The sequence below is a fragment of the Leeia oryzae DSM 17879 genome (genome assembly GCF_000376945.1).
Lineage (GTDB): Bacteria > Pseudomonadota > Gammaproteobacteria > Burkholderiales > Leeiaceae > Leeia > Leeia oryzae.
Map to the genome: position 1 here is coordinate 36701 of NZ_AQXU01000017.1, position 17994 is coordinate 54694.

A 17994-nucleotide genomic window follows, 5' to 3' on the forward strand; every position below is an offset into this window, starting at 1 on the left:
AACCCAAGGAAACTACCCCATGTTATACAGCATTGTTGGTGAAGATGTCGCAAACAGCCTGGAAAACCGCCTGGCAGCAAGGCCCGCACATCTGGCACGACTGAGTGCCTTGAACGAGGCTAACCGCCTGCTACTGGCTGGCCCTAACCCTGCCATTGACAGTAATGACCCTGGTGCGGCCGGCTTTAGCGGCAGCATCATCGTTGCCGAGTTTGAATCACTGGAAGCAGCCCAGGCATGGGCCGCTGCCGACCCTTATGTTGCCGCTGGCGTGTATGCCAAAGTGACCGTTAAACCGTTTAAGAAAGTATTGCCTTGAGCAGTGACATTGAAGCCTTGTTTGCCGAACGGCTGGCGCCGTTATCCCCGGAATCCTTCACGCTGACGGACGAAAGTGGTGACCACGTCGGACATGCGGGCAATACGGGCGGCGGGCATTACTGGCTGGCGGTGGTATCTGCCAAGTTTGCCGGACAAAGCCGGCTGGCACGCCACCGGATGGTCATGGACTGTTTTACAGAGCTGATTCCGGCTAAAATACATGCGCTTAGCATCACGGCACATACGCCGGATGAACTCTAACCCGCTGCCAATGTCTAGCCAAGGTTGCCGAAGTCACTGAAGGCAAGTAAATTAGCACCGGATTCGTATCTCGTCATATCCGTCATATTTAGTGTTGTAACCAAACATTTCCTAGAGAGGAATAAAATGCGTAAAACCCTTCTGGCGCTTGCAATTTCTACTGGCGCATTGTCTATGGCACATGCCGCTAATATCACGGTAAATGGCGTGGTCGTGCCTGAAGCCCGCATTGATGCGATGGTAAAAGACATGGTTGCCCACGGTCAGCAAGATACGCCAGAACTGCGTAACATGGTCAAAGACCGTCTGATCCTGACTGTTGCCTTGTCCCAGAAAGCCGTTGAAGCCGGTGTGGACAAACAGCCAGCCTTTATCGAACAAATGGAAGTTGCCCGCACCAACCTGCTGGCCCAAGCCTTTGTGCAAGACTACATGGCCAAAAATGCCGTGACCGAAGTGGCCATGAAAGCCGAGTACGACAAGCAGAAACCGGTTTGGGAAAAAGAAGTAGCCGGTGCTGAGAAAATGTACAAGGCACGCCACATTCTGGTGAAAACCGAGAAGCAAGCCAAAGACCTGCTGGCACAGCTGAAAAAAGGTGCCAACTTTGCAGACCTGGCAAAGAAATTCTCGGATGACAAAGGTTCTGGCATGAACGGTGGCCTGCTGGACTACGCAGCCCCGGGCAACTACGTGAAAGAGTTTGCCGATGCACTGCGCAAGCTGCCTAAAGGCAAGATTACCGATGCACCAGTGAAAACCCAGTTCGGCTGGCACATCATCCAGGTAGAAGACATCAAAGCGCAACAAATCCCTGCTTATGAAGACGTGAAACCACAGATTCAGCAAGCACTGCAACAGCAACAAATGCAGAAATTCCTGGAAGACATCAAAAAGTCTGCCAAGGTTCAGTAAGTGTTTGCATGCAGTTTATCCGTCCTGACGGATAACTGACTGAGAAAGCCAGTCGGCCTTGGTCGCTGGCTTTTTCTTTATACTGGCCTTGGACCATTGGATTGGAACCCGACCGGGCGCCCTGCATGCACAGTCTGCATTTACCTTCTACACTCTTTTATTCTTTATCCAGAACAGGAAGTCTCATGAAATCACGTTTCGCCATTGCAGCAGGCTGCATCATGCTGGCAGCGTTTGCCCAATCTGCCATTGCTGCCCCTGCCCCAGCACAGAAGTCGGCCTCCGGGTTGATTTATCAATCGCTCCGGGATGGCAAAGGCAAGCAGCCAACAGCTACTTCTAACGTGATGGTTAACTACCGCGGCACGCTAGCCAATGGCCAGGAATTTGACAGTTCCTACAAGCGCGGCGAACCCGCCGTGTTTCCGCTGAATCAGGTCATCCCGTGTTGGACGGAAGGTGTTGCCAAGATGAAAGAAGGCGGCAAGGCCAAACTGGTGTGCCCGGCCAATATTGCTTATGGTGCAGCCGGTGCAGGCAATGGCTTGATCCCGCCAAATGCCACCCTGACCTTTGAAGTTGAGCTGTTGAAAGTCATGCAGTAAGTCAGTCGACACAGGAAGCGGGTGCCTCATGGGCCCGTTTCCGGCCAGTATTAGCCCATCATGGTGCCAGACCTGCAGGGACGCGTCGGGACTGATAAATGGCTTCTTTGGTCTCGGCCAGCATCCGGTTCAGGTAACCGATCTGGCCAAGTGAGGCCAGACCGCGGTTAAAGCGCTGCACCAGTTCCGCCGCACGCGGATGCCCACGATAAATCTGTACATGGACGGGCACTTCCCAGATCGCCTTTTCATTGGCCGTCAGCTGACGCTGTTCTGCCGCAGACAAACTTCCCGACATCAGGAAATATCCCGCTTCGTACTCCATGGGAAACAAATCGATACGTCTGGCCAGCAACTTACGCAAGCCGGAAATATCGTCATGCCCTTCATCGACTCTTAGCTGACGCTTCTGTTGTAAGGCGGAGAACTCATCCGAGACAAAATTCCCTTTGGTCACGCCAATCAGATACGGCGACAGCTGGGGCAGTGTCTTCCAGTGGATATTCCGGTCCCTGCGCTGGAAAAATACCATGCGGAAAGTGTAAATCGGCTCGGTATACAGCAGCTTCTCTGCGCGCTCCGGCGTATAGGCCCAGCCATATGCGCCGTCGTATATCCCGGCCATGGGGCCGACAATGCCACGGTTATTGGTCACCGGTACAAAGGTCACCTTGACATCTTCATGAGCAAATACTTCCGCAACAAGCCGGCTGAGAATCCCTTTATAGGGCAGGTTTTCCCCCATATAGGGCGGGTATTCTTCCAGTGTCAGACGGATATTCAGGCGGTCGGCAAAACAGGTGGACATCAACAGCAGGACTCCGGCCAGACAACCCATGACAAGGTGTCGTATCTGGCTGGCAAGTCGATCAACGGGAAGATTGACTGCGTTTGGCTCCATACTTGTCAGTATAGATTCACAGACATGAAAGACAATGTGAAACAGGGATATGGATGATGTAGCTCAAGGGTTATGCAAAGAATGCCTGGCTCAGTGGCGACTTGAAAAACATTCGCACTGCATTGGCCGGATATAAAAGCTAGGTCATCAACATGCTGGAAAGGCTGCGGTTCAACAGTTTAAATCCATGCTGCGCATAGAATGCTTCCAGTTCAGTTGTCTGCGCATGGACCATCAACACAAGTGCTGATGAAGAAGCAGTCGCCACCTGCCGGTAATGCGAGATGGCAGCGTTGACCAATGCACGCCCCAACCCTTGGCCTTGATAGCGAAGATCCACCGCTAAATGCCGCAAATACATCACCCGAATGGCTGGAGGCAGATTCATGCCGTCTTTTTCCTTTACACTTGACGGTGCCATCAGAACCTCTGGCTGGAGAGTGGCATATGCAATGACAGCGCCCTCGCGACAAATAGTCAAGGTATTGGTATAACCAATCAGTTGGCCAGCCAAGGCAGTTTTGATGATCCAGCGATTCAAGCCTTCATTGCCGCAATCAAATGCCTGCGTATCCAGTTCAATATCAAGGGATTGCACGGGTATGACTTGCTGCGGGTGCTCGGCTTTGGAGGAGGATGGTGTTGGCGCTGTTAAACAGATAGAGACATAATCAGACTCATCAAACTGTACTCGGCAACGATGCGCGAGGATAAACTCTGCCCGCTTTACGGCACTAACCTGTTTGAACTCCTCTACGGACTCTCCAATCATCAACGCGACTTGCGTAACTGCAAGTTGATCTCTGGAAATGTGTTTTAACACCCCCGCAGATTCAAAGGCTGTCTGGTTGAGTTCTACAGGTAACTCGCCCAATGTCTTTTCCTCGTTAAACGAATTCAGGTTCTCTATCCTTGATCGCATGGGGGCTGGTTTGACGCAACCACTCAGCATGATTATCAAATAATATCCTATTACCATCATCGACATAACTTTCTGCTGGCAAACCATTTGCCAGCAGAATCTCCCACCGATCAAACTCGAGGTGATAATAGGTTATTTCAGGCAGTGTCCCCAGAACACTAACCCCTGGTTTACCAACCAGGCTCCCCGCAGTAACGAGTTGTTCATCATGAAAAACTGAATGCCCCCAGGAAATAACCAGATCCGTGGTGGGCAGATGATCAGTCAAGGAGCGTGCAGAAATATGCACAGGCCGATTCAAGAAAGCATCTTGCTCTGACAACAGGTTGAAAACGATATGTCGCTTGCCAATCCATTTTAGTGGAGTGATTCCACTCGACGTGATAACCGAATCCCCTACCGTCAGGTCCTCAATTGGCTTTTCCCCTTTATCCGTTAAAATCCGGGTGCCTTTTGCAAAGCAGGTTGCTGATGGAAGAATCGCCATCGAAATACTCCATGTGAATTACTCTTCTTTGTAATATCGGCTTAAACGGCATATTCTTTAGGCCCTTGCGCATAGCACCAAATTACAGAGTAAGCAGTGGATGGAGATCATTCTCGCTATCAGGCCACCCCGTTGGCTTTAAACCAGACAAGGCAGCGTGACCAGCCATCTTTGGCGGCAGATTCGACATAGCTTGGCCGGTAATCTGCGTGGAAGGCGTGGCCTGCATCCGGGTAAATGACAAACTGGGACTGGCTATGCCCTTTGGCCAACGCGGCTTTCATCTGTTCTACCGTATCGAGCGAAATGCCGGTATCTTTGCCGCCATACAGACCCAGCACAGGGGTGGTTAAGGTCGGCGCAATATCCACCGGATGCTTGGGCGTCAGCTCGGTGGATTGGCCAACCAGCCGGCCATACCAGGCAACACCAGCCTTGATCTTGGGGTTGTAGGCGGAATACAGCCAGGTAATGCGCCCGCCCCAGCAGAAGCCGGTAATACCCAGCTTATCCAGATTGCCACCATTCTCCCCTGCCCAGGCAACACACGCATCCAGGTCATCAAACACCTGCTGATCGGGTACTTTGCTGATGACGGTACTCATCAGTGTCGAGATGTCGCTGATCTGTTTGACATCGCCCTGACGGATAAAGAGTTCGGGCGCAATGGCAAGATAGCCAAGCCGGGCAAAACGGCGTGCGACATCGGCAATGTGCTCGTGCACGCCAAAGATTTCGGAAATCACCAGAATCACCGGCAGGTCTTGCTTGTCAGAAGGTTTGGCCACATAGGCGGGGACCGTGCGTCCGTTCATCTGGACGGTAACTGTGCCGGCAGTCAGCCCCTGCGTACTGGTGCTGATCATGTTATCGGCAGTGACTGGCAGTACCGCAGCGGCAAAACCTGCTGTCAGCGTCGCTTTCATGAAAGTTCTGCGATCTGCATCCACGTCCTCTACTGTTTTATTGGTTCCGACATCTGGCATATGGCACTCCTGAAAACGTTAAACGGGATAATCGTTGGGAAAGGCTTTCGTTTCTGATAGCGCTGATGATAGCAGGTTCCCGATGCGGGAAAATATTATGCCAGGGTACCGTGGCAAGCCAATACAGGGGCTAGATGGCGGAACGTGCCTGTAGCAGATAGCGGAGTTCTGACATGACGGATGCCCAATCTCCCGCTTGCGTCTGGCGAAACAGCTGCATATCCGGATACCAAGGCGTGTCAGGGCGGTCTTTCAGCCAGCGCCAGTCTGGCTTGTAGGCAGGCAACAGCAACCAGCAGGGCTTACCCATGGCACCCGCCAGATGTGCGACCGCGGTATCGACACTGATCACCAGGCCCAGTTCAGCAATCAGTCCGGCCAGATCGGCAAAATCCCCTATGTCTCCGCTGGTATCCCGGACCCCCATGGCCTGCATGTAAACAGGGTCGTCCGGCCATGTACCTTTTTGCAGACTGACCAGCTGGATACCAGGCAAATGAGCCAGCGGCGACAGTACATTGACCGATGGCAAGGAGCGGTCTTGGTCATTTTCGAAAGCGGGATTGCCTTTCCACGCAAGGCCGACCGTTATCCCTTGTTTGGGTGCCAGACGTGCCTGCCAAACGGCTTGCTGCTGAGCATCTGCGTCCAGATAGGGAATATGCGCCGGTATGGTCTGCAGCGTAGTCTGGCATAGAAATGGCAGGCTCAACAGTGGCACCCAGTAATCCCACCCGTGTGCAGGAACCGGCAGGCTGATGGGGTAGATGTTGTCCAGGGCCGGCATGCGCTGCAACAACCGCGCTAGTGCGGGCTGGCACAGGATATCTACCTTGACCGCGCCTTTGGCTTTGAGCAGGCTGGCATAGCGGACAAACTGGATCATGTCACCATGCCCGCCTTCCAGACCGATGATGATCCGTTTACCGGTCAGGTCCTCCCCTTGCCAGCGCGGGCACTGAAAGTGCAACCCCAGCGGCTGCGGCCAGTCGCGTGACGCCAGACACTGCCAGCCTTCTTCAAAGCGGCCTTGTTGCAACAGGATATAAGCCAGATTAAAGCGGGCTTTGGCGTAATCGGGCACCAGCATCAAGGCACGACGGTAAGCGTCTTCAGCTTGCTGCGCATTGCCCAGGCTGGCGTGCAATACGCCGAGGTTAAGCCATGCGGCATGCGCATCTGGCTGCGCGGTGATGGCGTGGGTCAGAAGCGAGAGGGCTTCTGTAAACTGCTTTTTAGTGATCAGCAAGGCGGCCAGATTGGTGAGCGTATTGGCATTATCAGGCTGCAAGCCAAGCGCTTGACGATAGGCGGCGGTGGCTTCATCCGGACGACCCAGTTGCTCCAGCACAAATGCCAGGTTGGCATGCGCTTCTGCGATATCGGGAAAGGACTGCAGCACCTGATGCAAGGCTGATGCGGCCCCTGGCCAGTCTCGCGACTGGATGTGCTGATCTGCCACCTGAAACAGCTGTGTTACCTGTATATGCATAAGAATGCCCGTCGGAAAGAGTCAAAACCAGCCTAATTGATCAACGGTTGTCGGGTGCAACGGGTTTACAACTTTTTACCTGAGTTCACATGAGCGGCAAATACATCTGTTGCTGCAAAGCAACATTAACTTCATGCTCGTATATTTAGCCAACGAAATATATGTTGACTAATAGTTAGGTTTGCGTGACAATTGATGCAACGCAACAAAGAAAAGGAAGAAACATCATGTTACAACTGATCACATTTATTAACTGGATTTTGAAGTCTTCAGACGAAGCAGAAAAAGAAGCACGTGATGCCTACCTGGCCGCTTCAAGCGATATCTATGAGCTGGAATACCGCATGAAATCATGGGATCGCCGCGAAGTAGCTAACTAAGCACGCAGTACCGCTAGCGGCAACGCCGCAAATAGCATGCCTGTCACAGGCAGTAAAACCATCCAGCAAGCAATCGTTCTGGATGGTTTGTTGTTTTTGGGGCCCGCAAACGGATCAGGTGTCTTGTGCTTTCCAGGTATCGCACCACGCAGGTAGCACGCTGGCCGGCATGGGCCGGGCAATACCGTAGCCCTGTGCCAGATTGCACCCCAGCTTGCAGAGCATGTCGCCATGCGCCAGGGTTTCTACCCCTTCTGCAATGACGACACGGTTAAACACATTGGCCAGCTGGATAACCCCTTCCACAATCCGCATGTCGTCCGGGTCTTTCAGCATGTCGCGCACAAAACTCTGGTCGATTTTCAGGATATCGACAGGAAGCCGCCGCAAATAGGTTAGCGACGAATACCCGGTACCAAAGTCATCCAGCGCAAAATGCACCCCCAGCTCACGACAATGCCCCAGGATGTCGATGGCCTGTTCCATGTCGGCTATGGCCGCGCTTTCCAGGATCTCCAGCTCCAGCAATGCCGGCGGAACATCCGGATAACTGGCCAGCGTTGCGGCCAGAAACTCATAGAAACCCGGCATCAGCAAATGATTGGCACTGACGTTCAGACTGATGCGGATGCGCAACCCGTCGGCCAGCCAGGCAGATGCCTGCTGCATGACCGTCTTGATGACCCATTCGCCAAAGACGGCTTCCAGATCACTGCCGTAGATTTGCGGCAGGAACTCGGCAGGAGACAAAACCCCTTTCTCCGGGTGCTGCCAACGGATCAGGGCTTCCACGCCAATGATGTCTCTGGCCACCAGATCGACCTTGGGCTGGTAATAGAGGACAAATTCTTCATTGCAGAGTGCTGTACGCAGCATCTGCAGGAACTCGCGATGCGACTGGGCCTTGAGGTCGCTTTCCGGGTCGAAGAGCTGATAACGGTTCTTGCCGGCTTCTTTGGCCATGAACATGGCCTTGTCTGCGTGACGCAGCAGCGTATCCGGATCGACGTTGTCTTCCGGGTATAGACTGACCCCCATGCTGACCGTGGTCTTGAGCGTGAGATCACCCAACCGGATGTCTTCCCGCACGCACGCCAGTACCCGCTCCAGCACCATGATGCATTCTTCATGCGATGACAGTTCAGACAACAACAGGACAAACTCGTCCCCGCCCAGCCTGGCCACCGTATCGTTCACCCGGATAACGCCATTGAGTTTGTTGGTGATTTCGATCAGCAACTGGTTGCCGACCTGCACACCATAGTTGTCATTGATGACTTTGAAATCATCCAGATCCAGACAGCAGACAGCGCACAACCTGCCCTGACGGGCAGAACGCAAAATGGACTGATGAAAACGGTCTGACAACAGACGGCGGTTGGGCACCCCGGTCAGTTCGTCGTAGTGTGCCACGCGCTCCAGCTCGGCCTCGTGGGTTTTCAGCTGGCTGATGTCAGAGAAGATGCCGATATAGTACTGAATGTCGCCAATGGCATCCCGTACCACCGAAATCGACAATAGTTCGGCATACAACTCCCCGGACTTGCGCTTGTTCCAGATTTCTCCCCGCCAGAAATCCTTGTCTTTGATGGTATGCCACATATCGCGGTAGAACGCGGGCGATTGCTGGTCAGAAGACAGCAGGCTTGGCGGACTACCGACGGCTTCTTCTGCCGAATATCCGGTTATCCGGGTAAACGCCGAGTTTACCCGGGTAATGATTTTGTCTGCATTGACGACCATAATGCCGTCATAGCTACTCTCAAACACCACCGCTGCCTCCTGCAAGGCCAGCTCTTGCAGCTTTTGGCGGGTAATGTCGGTATACGTGCCGGACATGATGCTGGGTTTGCCGTCTGGTGTCCATGCAACCACCCGCCCGCGAGAGAGCATCCAGCGCCATTCGCCGGATTTGGTCCGGTAGCGCGCTTCAACCTTGTGTTGTGGCGTCTCGCCCCTGAGGTGCTTTTGGACAGAATCGTTGACCAGACTGAAGTCCTGCGGGTGAACATATTGAGGCCATGCTTCGGTGGAGACGTTCATCTCGCCAGGCGTATACCCCAGCATGGTCTCCAGATGGGCACTGACCTGGAACTGGTCTGTCAGCAGGCTCCACTCCCAGTACCCTTGGCCTGAGCCATCAATAACCCGGGCCAGTTGTTGTTCTCTTTCCTGCAATTTTTCTTCTGCATGCCGCTGCCGGGTGATGTCTCGCGATATCCCGAACAACCCATTGACCTTGCCATTAACATCTCGTACCGTGCCTTTGGTAGACTGGAAAACATAGTCCTCCCCGGCCTGGACCGTGACATATTCTTCACTGGTCAGCACTTGGCCTGATTCCATGATTTGCCGGTCTTTTTGCATGATGTCACGGGCGGATGCCTCATCAAACAGCGCCAGATCGTCTTTACCCAACACATCTTCCGGTGTTTTGTTGACGAATCCGGCGGCGGCCGCATTGATCAGCAAATATTGGCCCTGCAGGTTTTTAACAAAAATGGCATCCGATGAGCCGGTCACAATGCTTTCCAGCAAGTGACGGTTTACTGTGAGCTTGGCTAGCGATTGCCTGAGCAAACCGCTCAAGGTACTGACGGCAATGCCGTTCACGATCAAAAAGGCCCATTGCATGATGACAAAAGGGGATGAAGCCAATGTATGCAGATGAGGCGTAATCGAGAAATCGATCCAGACGGCCGTGATGAGGGTAGACAATAACCCGGGGCCCAATCCGCCGATGAGCGCACTGAGAATGATCGGAAGCATGAACAGCACCATCATGGGATGGTCATTCATGTCGACTTGCAGTTTGCCCCTGAGAACCAGCATGGACAGGGTAATGACCAGTGCAAAACCATACACCAGCCAGGCAGAACGCTTTTCGTTTGCCAGCCCGGTTGTAATGATGCCCAGCAGAGAATCATGCTGCGTGACAGCGGCAGAAGGCACTGCGCGGAGCACAAAGAAGAAGATGGCGGTGGAGGCCAGTACAAAAAAGATACCCTTGGCGGTAGACAGGTGCACCACCGTATTCTTGTCTGCCAGCATTTCCAGCATCTGGTCAGACAGGAATATCCATGCCAGTGCCAGAATCAGATAACTGGTCACTGAAATCAGGATAAACCGGGTGCGAGAAATATTGATCATCAGGGATTATCGTCCAGCATTTTTAACCATTGAACAGCATTGGGTGCATTGCCGGGCAAGTAAGTTCAACTTGGTGGAATCCACATCATCACGTCAAGAAAAACAGCGTAGTAGAAGTACATGCCTGATCACTGTTTTTTAAGTTTGCTTAATGTTGTTTATAGCTTACTTTTGGCAAATGCGAAGTGCCTCCAGGTCAATTTTTTACGTAACAGACATCGGGCGGTGGATTTTTTATCCTGGATACAACAAGAGAAGCCATAGGAAATGAAACATTAATGCACATCATGTTTTTGTTTAGTGCTGTTGATCTGTCAGACCATACGGCACCACTCCCCATGAAAACCGGATGTCATGACGGGTAGACAAACGTGCTACAAAAACATTCCCTGCCACGCACGCCATGCGCAGTAGTTTTGATACGCGGACAAGAGACCTTAGCGACGCCACATGAACGGATAGCGGCCATGACCTGCCAACAGAAAAATGGCAGACGCGCCTGAAGAAGATGAATAGTTGCTAACTGCCGATGCAATAGATGGCATGCACCGCAGTAAAGAAGCTGGAGTCGTCCATATTACGGGGCAGGCTGTTGGTGGGGGCTGCTACGCTGGACAGCAGGACATCGCTGGCGCTGAAGACTTTGGCTTCCAGCATCTGGTAGGTGCGCTGCTTGCATCGCAAGCGGGCATGGTAGTAGATATAGCTGCCATCGTCAGCGGGGACGGCAAAGTACAGATCGGTCCAAAGATCTTGCTTTCTGGTTTGCTGCTGGTCCAGATAGGCATCGCCGAACTTGCTCCAGCGCGAGCCGGTAAACGACATGCCATGGCACAGCATCGGCAGCACCAGCACGATTAACATCAGCAGACGTTTGAACATGGGCAGACCTTTGCTTGGGGATAGGACGAGTGTAACACCCGCCCGCACGATCCCCAATCTAGATCAGAACGCCTGTCGCAGGGTTTGCGCAACCAGCAGACCAGAAGCCGGCTGGCTGACGGCGAACTGCATGGCTTCCCCGACCAGTATCACGGTTGGACTGGGGAGCTTGTGCTGCGCGATATCGTCTGCCAGCTGGCCAATGGTACTGACCAGCCGTTGCTCGTACAGGGTGGTAGCACCAGACACGGCGACCGCCGGTGTACTGGCAGGCAACACGGTTTGCAGCTGTTCACAGATATGGCGCACCCGGTTTAGCCCCATGTAGATGGCCAGCGTGCAGCCGCTACCGGCCAGTGTGGGCCAGTCTGGTTCGGTATCGTCTTGCAGATGGGCGGTGATGAAGGTGATGCCGTGCGCGTGACCACGGTAAGTGAGCGATGCGCTGACTGATGCCGCTGCCGCAGCGGCAGAGGTAATGCCGTTGACGATTTCCACCGGAATGCCGTCTGCCTGCAGAAAGCTGATCTCCTCCCCTGCCCGGCCGAACAGCAGCGGCTCGCCCCCTTTGACCCGGGCCACCTGCTTGCCTTGCCTGGCATAGCGGCGCATCAGCCGCAGGATAAAGGCTTGCGGTGTGGATTTGCAGCCACCCCGTTTGCCCACGTAGATCACTTTGGCCTGCGGGGCAAACTTGGTGATTTCCGGGTTGACCAGATCATCCACCAGCAGGATATCTGCCTGACCAAGGTAGCGTACGGCCTTGAGCGTGAGCAATTCCAGATCGCCCGGGCCGGCACCGATTAACCATACTTTTCCTGTTGCCATGGTGTTCTCCTTGATGGCGTACTGTTAGGCCGTTTGCAAGATACGTGGGGCGTTTTGCAGCATGCGCTTGATTTCCGGCACGCAAGAGCCGCATTGGGTGCCGCATTTGTGCTGTTGCTGCAGGTCTTCAAACGAGCAGCCTTTGGCGATGGACTGTTTGAGCGTGGCTTCTGACACCCCCAGACAGTTGCAGACGGTTTTGGCGGGCTGATAGCTGCCGTCTGGTGGTGTGGCCCTGGGAGCAAACGCCTGAAGGCGCGCCCAGCGCCATTCGCCCCCCTGACGGATGACATCCGAAAGCCAGTCTGCCGCTTTGGTTTCGCCTGCCAGCCTAAAGCCGGTCAGACGGCCGGCATCCCAGCGCCCGCGCTTGTTGATCTGGCGGGCCGGGTCGAGGTAATCCTGCGTTTCCGGGCTGCTGTGTAGGTGAATGGCGGTATCCAGCGCGTTGATCAGTCCATCGGGTTCGGATTCGTCGGCAAAACGCACCAGCAAGGCGGGGTTTTCCCGGCCAATCAGGGTAGCGCTGGCAAAGCGGCTTTGTTTCAGCAACGGACGAATCGCCTGCATCAGTTCGTCGACATCCCCCTGCCGCACAGCTACACATTGCCATGGCAGGTTCACCACATCGATACGGACTGCGGCGTGCTTAAGCTCTGGCTGCAAGGAATATGGGTCGGCCTTGGCCGGCATCAGGCGGTTGGCACCCGGTTCGCTCCAGAACTGGGCGTTCCAGTGCATGGGCAGAAACACGCTGCCGGACGCGACTTCGGCCGAGGCTTCTACCGGCACCAGAATTGACCCTCTGGCATTGGCGACCTTGACCAGCTGACCGGACTGGATGCCACGGCGGGCCATATCGTCTGCGTTCATGGACAGGCAGGCTTCCGCAACGTGCTCCAGCAGTTGGCTGACACGGCCGGTCCGGCTCATGCCGTGCCACTGGTCACGCAGCCGGCCGGTGATCAGGTGAAACGGATAGCGGGCGCTGGTTTTGTCTGCGGTGCCGATGTGGCGCACAGCATGAAAACTGGCTTTGCCGCTGGCGGTAGGAAACACGCCATCACTATAGCGGCGGGCCAAACCGGTAGTCGCCCCCGCCGGGAACGGCCATTGTTGCGGCCCTTGATTTTCCAGCAAGGCGTAACTCAGCCCGGTGATATCCAGATCCATTCCTTCGGTGGTTTTCCGGTGCTCGTTGAAGACGGCTTCCGGGGTATCAAAAGCAAAGCGGCTCATCTTGAACGGCGTCAGGTGCTTTTCCAGCCGTTTGGCGACCTGGGTAGCAATCCACCAGTCCCCTTGTGTCTCGCCTGGGGCGGCAATGGCGGCGCGCACGCGGGAAATGCGACGCTCGGAATTGGTCACGGTACCTTCTTTTTCTGCCCAGCTGGTGGCCGGCAACACAACATCTGCAAACGGCACGGTGTCGGTATCCAGAAAGGCTTCTTGCACCACCACAAACTCGGCGGTTTTCAGGGCCTCGGCAATCAGGGCCTGTTCCGGCATGGAGTGGGCCGGGTTGGTACAGGCGATCCAGACGGCTTTGACCTGCCCGCGGCGAATCGCGTCGAACATGTCTACGGCAGACAGGCCGGGGGTATCCGACAGGTAATCCACGCCCCAGATGGCGGCCATCTCCGAACGATGGGCCGGGTTCTGGATGTCCCGATGGGCAGCCAGCATGGTGGCCATGCCCCCGACTTCGCGCCCGCCCATGGCATTGGGCTGACCGGTCAGCGAAAAAGGCCCGGCACCGGGACGACCCATCTGCCCGGTAGCCAGATGCAGGTTGATGACGGCCAGATTCTTGTCGGTCCCCTGGATAGACTGGTTGAGCCCCATGGAATACAGCGAGGTGACGGCCTTGGCCTGGCCAAACCATTGGGCTGCAGTGATCAGGTCGGTGTCAGAAATGCCGCAGATATCCGCTACCAGTTTCGGCGTGTATTCCCGCACCATGTCCTTGACGGCCTCAAAGCCTTCGGTATGGGCATCGATATAGCGCCGGTCGGCATAGCCTTCCCACAGCAGCAGGTGCAGCAGCCCGTTAAACAGGGCCACATCCGTTCCGGGGTTAATCGCCAGATGCAGGTCAGCCATGGCGGCGGTGTCGGTACGGCGCGGATCGACCACAATCCAGCGCTTGGACGGATCAGCGGCCTTGGCGGCCTCGATGCGGCGGAACAGCACCGGATGCGCGTAGGCCATATTGCTGCCGGCAATCAGCAGCAGGTCGGCCAGTTCCAGGTCTTCGTAGTTGCCGGGTGGGGCATCGGCGCCAAAGGCTTTTTTGTAGCCCATCACGGCGCTGGACATGCACAGGCGCGAGTTGGTATCGATATTGTTGGTACCAATCAGCCCTTTGGCCATCTTGTTGAACACATAGTAGTCTTCCGTCAGCAACTGGCCGGACAGATAGAAGGCCACACTGTCGCGTCCGTGCTCGCGGATGATGTCGGCAAAGCGGTTGGCCACCGTGTCCAGTGCCTCGTCCCAGCTGACCCGCTGGCGTGGCAGGCGGCGGTCTGTGCGCATTTCCGGATACAGTGCCCGGCCGGTGGGGGTCATGGTCAGTGGCAGGGTTCTGCCCTTGGTACATAAACGCCCCAGATTGGCGGGGTGGAATTCATCCCCTTCGATGCCCAGCACGCGTTGACCATCGCTGGCGATACGGACGCCGCAACCCACGCCGCAATAGCAGCAGGTGGAGTGTGTCTGTTGAATTGGCTTGAGTGTCATCGCTGGCCCTGCCTGTCTGTGTCTTTGCGTCTGTCTGATACGGTCTGGCTTAAGCGGTAACCTGCCGCAGCAGGTACACGGTACCGCCTTCTACCTTGACCGGGTGTTTGCCGGCACAGCCTTCATCTGGTGCGCATGCTTCGCCAGAAGAGAGGCTGATCTGCCAGTTATGCAGCGGGCAGGCGACGTTCTCGCCATACACAATGCCTTGCGACAACGGGCCACCCTTGTGCGGGCAGCGGTCTGTCAGGGCAAACACCTGATCTGTCTCGGTACGGAACACGGCGATGTCATCCTTGCCGCTTTCCTTGACGACCCGCGCGCCCAGTTTGGGGATATCGGTCACCTGACACACAACAATCCATTCACTCATGATGCTTCCTTTTCATCATCCAGAATCATGGTCGCCCCGCCCACCGGGGCGACCATCCTCACACCCGACACGGCATCTGCCACAGATGCCGTGTCTTTAGGCCGGCATGGGTATCAATGGCACATATTCTTCTTTCCGCGCCCCGTCGATGCGTGCCTTCCATGGGTCTTGCAGACCGTCCAGCGCAAACAGCAGGCGCTCGAACAAGGCTTGACGGGTCTCGGCGTTCTCCACGATGCGCTGCTTGATATAGTCCATCCCGACTCGGTTCAGGTAATGCACGGTACGATCCAGGTAGTAGGCTTCTTCGCGGTACAACTGCAGGAAGGCGCCGCTGTATTCCTTGACCTCTTCCGCGGTTTTTACCTTGCACAGGAACTGGGCGACTTCAGTCTTGATACCGCCATTACCGCCGATATACAGCTCCCAGCCGGAATCCACGGCAATCACACCGACGTCCTTGATTCCGGCTTCGGCACAGTTGCGCGGGCAACCGGATACCGCCAGCTTGACCTTGTGCGGGCTCCACATATTGGCCAGCATGGTTTCCAGATCAATCCCCATCTGGGTGCTGTTCTGGGTACCAAAGCGGCAGAACTCGGAGCCGACGCAGGTTTTGACGGTACGGATGGATTTGCCGTAGGCGTGGCCGGAGTTCATGCCCAGGTCTTTCCAGACACTGACCAGGTCTTCTTTCTTAACGCCCAGCAAGTCGATACGCTGCCCGCCAGTGACCTTGACCAGCGGTACCTGATATTTGTCGGCCACGTCAGCAATGCGGCGCAGCTCGGACGCATTGGTCACGCCGCCTTTCATCTGCGGAATCACCGAGAAAGTACCGTCTTTCTGGATGTTGGCGTGGGCACGCTCGTTGATGAAGCGGGATTGCGGATCATCCACGGCTTCTTTGGGCCAGGTAGAAATCAGGTAATAGTTGAGCGCCGGGCGGCAGGTGCCGCAACCGTTGCTGGTGCGCCAGTCCATGGCTTTCATCGCGGCCGGAATGCTGGTGAGGTGCTGCTCGCGGATCGCCTGGCGAACATCGGCATGGCTGCGGTCGGTACAGCCGCACACGGCCTTGTTCTTTGGCGTTTCCTGAAAGTCTGACCCCAGCGTGTTCATCAGGATCTGTTCCACCAGCCCGGTACAAGAGCCGCAAGAGCTGGCCGCCTTGGTGGACTTTTTCACTTCGTCCAGCGTAAAGAGGCCTTTTTCCTTGATGGCTTTCACAATGGTGCCTTTGCACACGCCGTTACAGCCGCAGATTTCGTCGCTGTCCTGCATGGCCATGGCTTTGTTCTGGCCCTGATGACCGGTATCGCCCAGGTTGCTGCTTTCGCCAAACATCAGGTGATCACGGATATCCGCAATCGGCCGGCCTTCACGCAGCAATTTGAAATACCAGCTGCCATCAGAAGTATCGCCATACAGGCAGGCGCCGACCAGTTTGTCGTTCTGGATCACCAGCCGTTTGTAGACACCGGCAGACGGGTCGGACAACACAATGTCTTCGGTCCCTTCTCCGCCGGCAAAATTACCGGCCGAGAACAGGTCAATCCCGGTGACTTTCAGCTTGGTAGACAGGACAGAGCCCTGATAGCGGCCGTAGCCCATCAGCGCCAGGTGGTTAGCGGCGACTTTGGCCATTTCGTACAACGGCGCGACCAGACCATAGGCAATGCCACGGTGGTTCACGCATTCGCCCACGGCGTAGATGCGCGGATCGAAGGTTTGCATGGTGTCGTTGACCTTGATGCCACGGTCGCACGTCAGCCCGGCAGATTCGGCCAGGGTAAAGTTCGGGCGAATCCCCACCGCCATCACCACCAGCTGGGCGGGCAGTTCTTCGCCAGAGGCAAAACGCACCGCGCGCACACGGCCATGTTCGTCGCCCAGCAGCTCCTGGGTTTGGGCTTGCAGGCGGAACTGCAAACCACGCTCAGCCAATGAGGCTTCCAGCATCTTGCCGGCGGTTTTGTCCAGCTGGCGTTCCAGCAGCCATTCGCCAATGTGCACCACGGTCACGTTCATGCCGCGCAGTTTCAGGCCATTGGCAGCCTCCAGCCCCAGCAAACCACCGCCGATCACCACCGCGTCGGTGTGTTCTGTGGCGGCGGCAATCATGTCGTTGGTGTCCTTGATATCGCGGTAGCTGATCACGCCTTTCAGGTCTTTGCCCGGTACCGGCAGGATAAACGGATTAGACCCGGTCGCCAGCAGCAGACGGTCGTACTCGGCCTCGGTGCCGTCGCTGGCAATCACCTTGCGGTTGATGCGGTCGATTTTGCTGACCATCTTGTCCATGTGCAGGGTGATGTTGTGCTGCTTGTACCAGTCCAGATCGTTCAGGATGATCTGCTCGATGGTCTGCTCGCCAGCCAGCACGGGCGATAGCAAAATCCGGTTGTAGTTCGGATGAGGTTCGCTACCAAACACGGTAACGTCGTACATGTCTGGCGCCAGGGCAAACAGTTCTTCCAGCGTCCGCACACCGGCCATGCCATTGCCAACCAGGACTAATTTGGGTTTACTCATCGTTCTTCCTCTTCTCTTACTAAGGGCCTGTTCACACTATTTTCTTGAGTGCGAACCGGGTAAAAACAGCGTCAATCTAGGCGCGCGACGACACCCAGACTGGACGTCTGGGTGAGGAGCGCAACAACGAGTGGCGCTGTTTTCACCCGGTTCCCTTCGGGTTGCGCCCAAAAAAGTTATGCGCTGCGTTGCGAAGCCTTGCCGGGGGCCTGCC

General features: G+C 55.5%; 16 protein-coding genes. 5 read left to right on the forward strand and 11 right to left on the reverse strand.

Translation table 11 applies throughout. The features are described 5' to 3' along the window. Positions 1 to 19: 19 nt before the first annotated feature. From F552_RS0104335 to F552_RS0104350, 4 genes are all read left to right on the forward strand, one after another. Positions 20 to 319: a YciI family protein gene (locus F552_RS0104335; protein WP_018150500.1), complete on the forward strand. Its 300-nt coding sequence runs from the start codon at positions 20 to 22 to the stop codon at positions 317 to 319. After that, complete coding sequence (locus F552_RS0104340; RefSeq protein WP_018150501.1) at positions 316 to 582, forward strand: BolA family protein; 267 nt, start codon at positions 316 to 318, stop codon at positions 580 to 582. Before F552_RS0104335 ends, F552_RS0104340 begins: the two co-directional genes overlap by 4 nt. A 126-nt stretch (positions 583 to 708) precedes the next feature. Then, the gene (locus F552_RS20905; RefSeq protein WP_018150502.1) at positions 709 to 1497 is read left to right on the forward strand and encodes a foldase protein PrsA; all 789 of its coding nucleotides are present in this window, start codon (positions 709 to 711) and stop codon (positions 1495 to 1497) included. Between the two features lie 185 nt (positions 1498 to 1682). Then, positions 1683 to 2102, forward strand: a complete 420-nt coding sequence (locus F552_RS0104350; protein ID WP_018150503.1) for an FKBP-type peptidyl-prolyl cis-trans isomerase — start codon at positions 1683 to 1685, stop codon at positions 2100 to 2102. A 58-nt stretch (positions 2103 to 2160) separates the two neighbouring features. Here the strand turns inward: F552_RS0104350 and F552_RS18520 are convergent, their stop codons facing one another. The 5 genes from F552_RS18520 to F552_RS0104375 all read right to left on the reverse strand — a co-directional run bounded on the left by F552_RS18520 (position 2161) and on the right by F552_RS0104375 (position 6890). Continuing rightward, complete coding sequence (locus tag F552_RS18520; protein ID WP_051078259.1) at positions 2161 to 2910, reverse strand: substrate-binding periplasmic protein; 750 nt, start codon at positions 2908 to 2910, stop codon at positions 2161 to 2163. Between the two features lie 232 nt (positions 2911 to 3142). After that, positions 3143 to 3877 (reverse strand): GNAT family N-acetyltransferase, encoded by a 735-nt coding sequence (locus F552_RS0104360; protein WP_026182389.1) that lies wholly within the window; start codon positions 3875 to 3877, stop codon positions 3143 to 3145. Between the two features lie 13 nt (positions 3878 to 3890). Next, a complete protein-coding gene (locus F552_RS0104365) occupies positions 3891 to 4412 on the reverse strand; it encodes a Hint domain-containing protein (RefSeq protein ID WP_018150506.1) in 522 nt (173 codons plus the stop codon). 119 nt (positions 4413 to 4531) lie between these two features. After that, positions 4532 to 5398 (reverse strand): dienelactone hydrolase family protein, encoded by an 867-nt coding sequence (locus F552_RS0104370; protein WP_018150507.1) that lies wholly within the window; start codon positions 5396 to 5398, stop codon positions 4532 to 4534. A 130-nt stretch (positions 5399 to 5528) separates the two neighbouring features. Then, entirely contained in the window at positions 5529 to 6890 is a 1362-nt protein-coding gene (locus F552_RS0104375) for a tetratricopeptide repeat-containing glycosyltransferase family protein (RefSeq protein ID WP_018150508.1), read from the reverse strand. 227 nt (positions 6891 to 7117) lie between these two features. On the opposite strand from F552_RS0104375, the gene F552_RS20325 reads away from it, so the two are divergent. After that, positions 7118 to 7270: a DUF3563 family protein gene (locus F552_RS20325; RefSeq protein WP_018150509.1), complete on the forward strand. Its 153-nt coding sequence runs from the start codon at positions 7118 to 7120 to the stop codon at positions 7268 to 7270. Between the two features lie 114 nt (positions 7271 to 7384). Here F552_RS20325 and F552_RS0104385 read toward each other — a convergent pair whose 3' ends face one another. From F552_RS0104385 to nirB, 6 genes are all read right to left on the reverse strand, one after another. Further along, positions 7385 to 10420 carry an EAL domain-containing protein gene (locus tag F552_RS0104385; RefSeq protein WP_018150510.1) on the reverse strand — a complete coding sequence of 1012 codons (3036 nt, stop codon included), beginning with the start codon at positions 10418 to 10420 and terminating at the stop codon, positions 7385 to 7387. Between the two features lie 519 nt (positions 10421 to 10939). Next, positions 10940 to 11302 carry a hypothetical protein gene (locus tag F552_RS0104390; RefSeq protein ID WP_018150511.1) on the reverse strand — a complete coding sequence of 121 codons (363 nt, stop codon included), beginning with the start codon at positions 11300 to 11302 and terminating at the stop codon, positions 10940 to 10942. A gap of 63 nt (positions 11303 to 11365) precedes the next feature. Beyond that, positions 11366 to 12130, reverse strand: a complete 765-nt coding sequence (cobA, locus tag F552_RS0104395) for a uroporphyrinogen-III C-methyltransferase (protein ID WP_018150512.1) — start codon at positions 12128 to 12130, stop codon at positions 11366 to 11368. A gap of 24 nt (positions 12131 to 12154) precedes the next feature. Next, positions 12155 to 14872 (reverse strand): nitrate reductase, encoded by a 2718-nt coding sequence (locus F552_RS0104400; protein WP_018150513.1) that lies wholly within the window; start codon positions 14870 to 14872, stop codon positions 12155 to 12157. Positions 14873 to 14921: 49 nt separating this feature from the next. Beyond that, positions 14922 to 15245 (reverse strand): nitrite reductase small subunit NirD, encoded by a 324-nt coding sequence (gene nirD / locus F552_RS0104405; protein WP_018150514.1) that lies wholly within the window; start codon positions 15243 to 15245, stop codon positions 14922 to 14924. A gap of 96 nt (positions 15246 to 15341) precedes the next feature. After that, positions 15342 to 17780: a nitrite reductase large subunit NirB gene (gene nirB / locus F552_RS0104415; RefSeq protein WP_018150515.1), complete on the reverse strand. Its 2439-nt coding sequence runs from the start codon at positions 17778 to 17780 to the stop codon at positions 15342 to 15344. Between the last annotated feature and the right edge of the window lie 214 nt (positions 17781 to 17994).

Coding starts and splice junctions, on each gene's coding strand:
- F552_RS0104335 (WP_018150500.1), top strand. CDS start 20: ATGTTATACAGCATTGTTGGTGAAGATGTCGCAAACAGCCTGGAAAAC.
- F552_RS20905 (WP_018150502.1), top strand. CDS start 709: ATGCGTAAAACCCTTCTGGCGCTTGCAATTTCTACTGGCGCATTGTCT.
- F552_RS0104350 (WP_018150503.1), top strand. CDS start 1,683: ATGAAATCACGTTTCGCCATTGCAGCAGGCTGCATCATGCTGGCAGCG.
- F552_RS18520 (WP_051078259.1), bottom strand. CDS start 2,910: ATGTCCACCTGTTTTGCCGACCGCCTGAATATCCGTCTGACACTGGAA.
- F552_RS0104365 (WP_018150506.1), bottom strand. CDS start 4,412: ATGGCGATTCTTCCATCAGCAACCTGCTTTGCAAAAGGCACCCGGATT.
- F552_RS0104370 (WP_018150507.1), bottom strand. CDS start 5,398: ATGCCAGATGTCGGAACCAATAAAACAGTAGAGGACGTGGATGCAGAT.
- F552_RS0104375 (WP_018150508.1), bottom strand. CDS start 6,890: ATGCATATACAGGTAACACAGCTGTTTCAGGTGGCAGATCAGCACATC.
- F552_RS20325 (WP_018150509.1), top strand. CDS start 7,118: ATGTTACAACTGATCACATTTATTAACTGGATTTTGAAGTCTTCAGAC.
- F552_RS0104385 (WP_018150510.1), bottom strand. CDS start 10,420: ATGATCAATATTTCTCGCACCCGGTTTATCCTGATTTCAGTGACCAGT.
- F552_RS0104390 (WP_018150511.1), bottom strand. CDS start 11,302: ATGTTCAAACGTCTGCTGATGTTAATCGTGCTGGTGCTGCCGATGCTG.
- cobA (WP_018150512.1), bottom strand. CDS start 12,130: ATGGCAACAGGAAAAGTATGGTTAATCGGTGCCGGCCCGGGCGATCTG.
- F552_RS0104400 (WP_018150513.1), bottom strand. CDS start 14,872: ATGACACTCAAGCCAATTCAACAGACACACTCCACCTGCTGCTATTGC.
- nirD (WP_018150514.1), bottom strand. CDS start 15,245: ATGAGTGAATGGATTGTTGTGTGTCAGGTGACCGATATCCCCAAACTG.
- nirB (WP_018150515.1), bottom strand. CDS start 17,780: ATGAGTAAACCCAAATTAGTCCTGGTTGGCAATGGCATGGCCGGTGTG.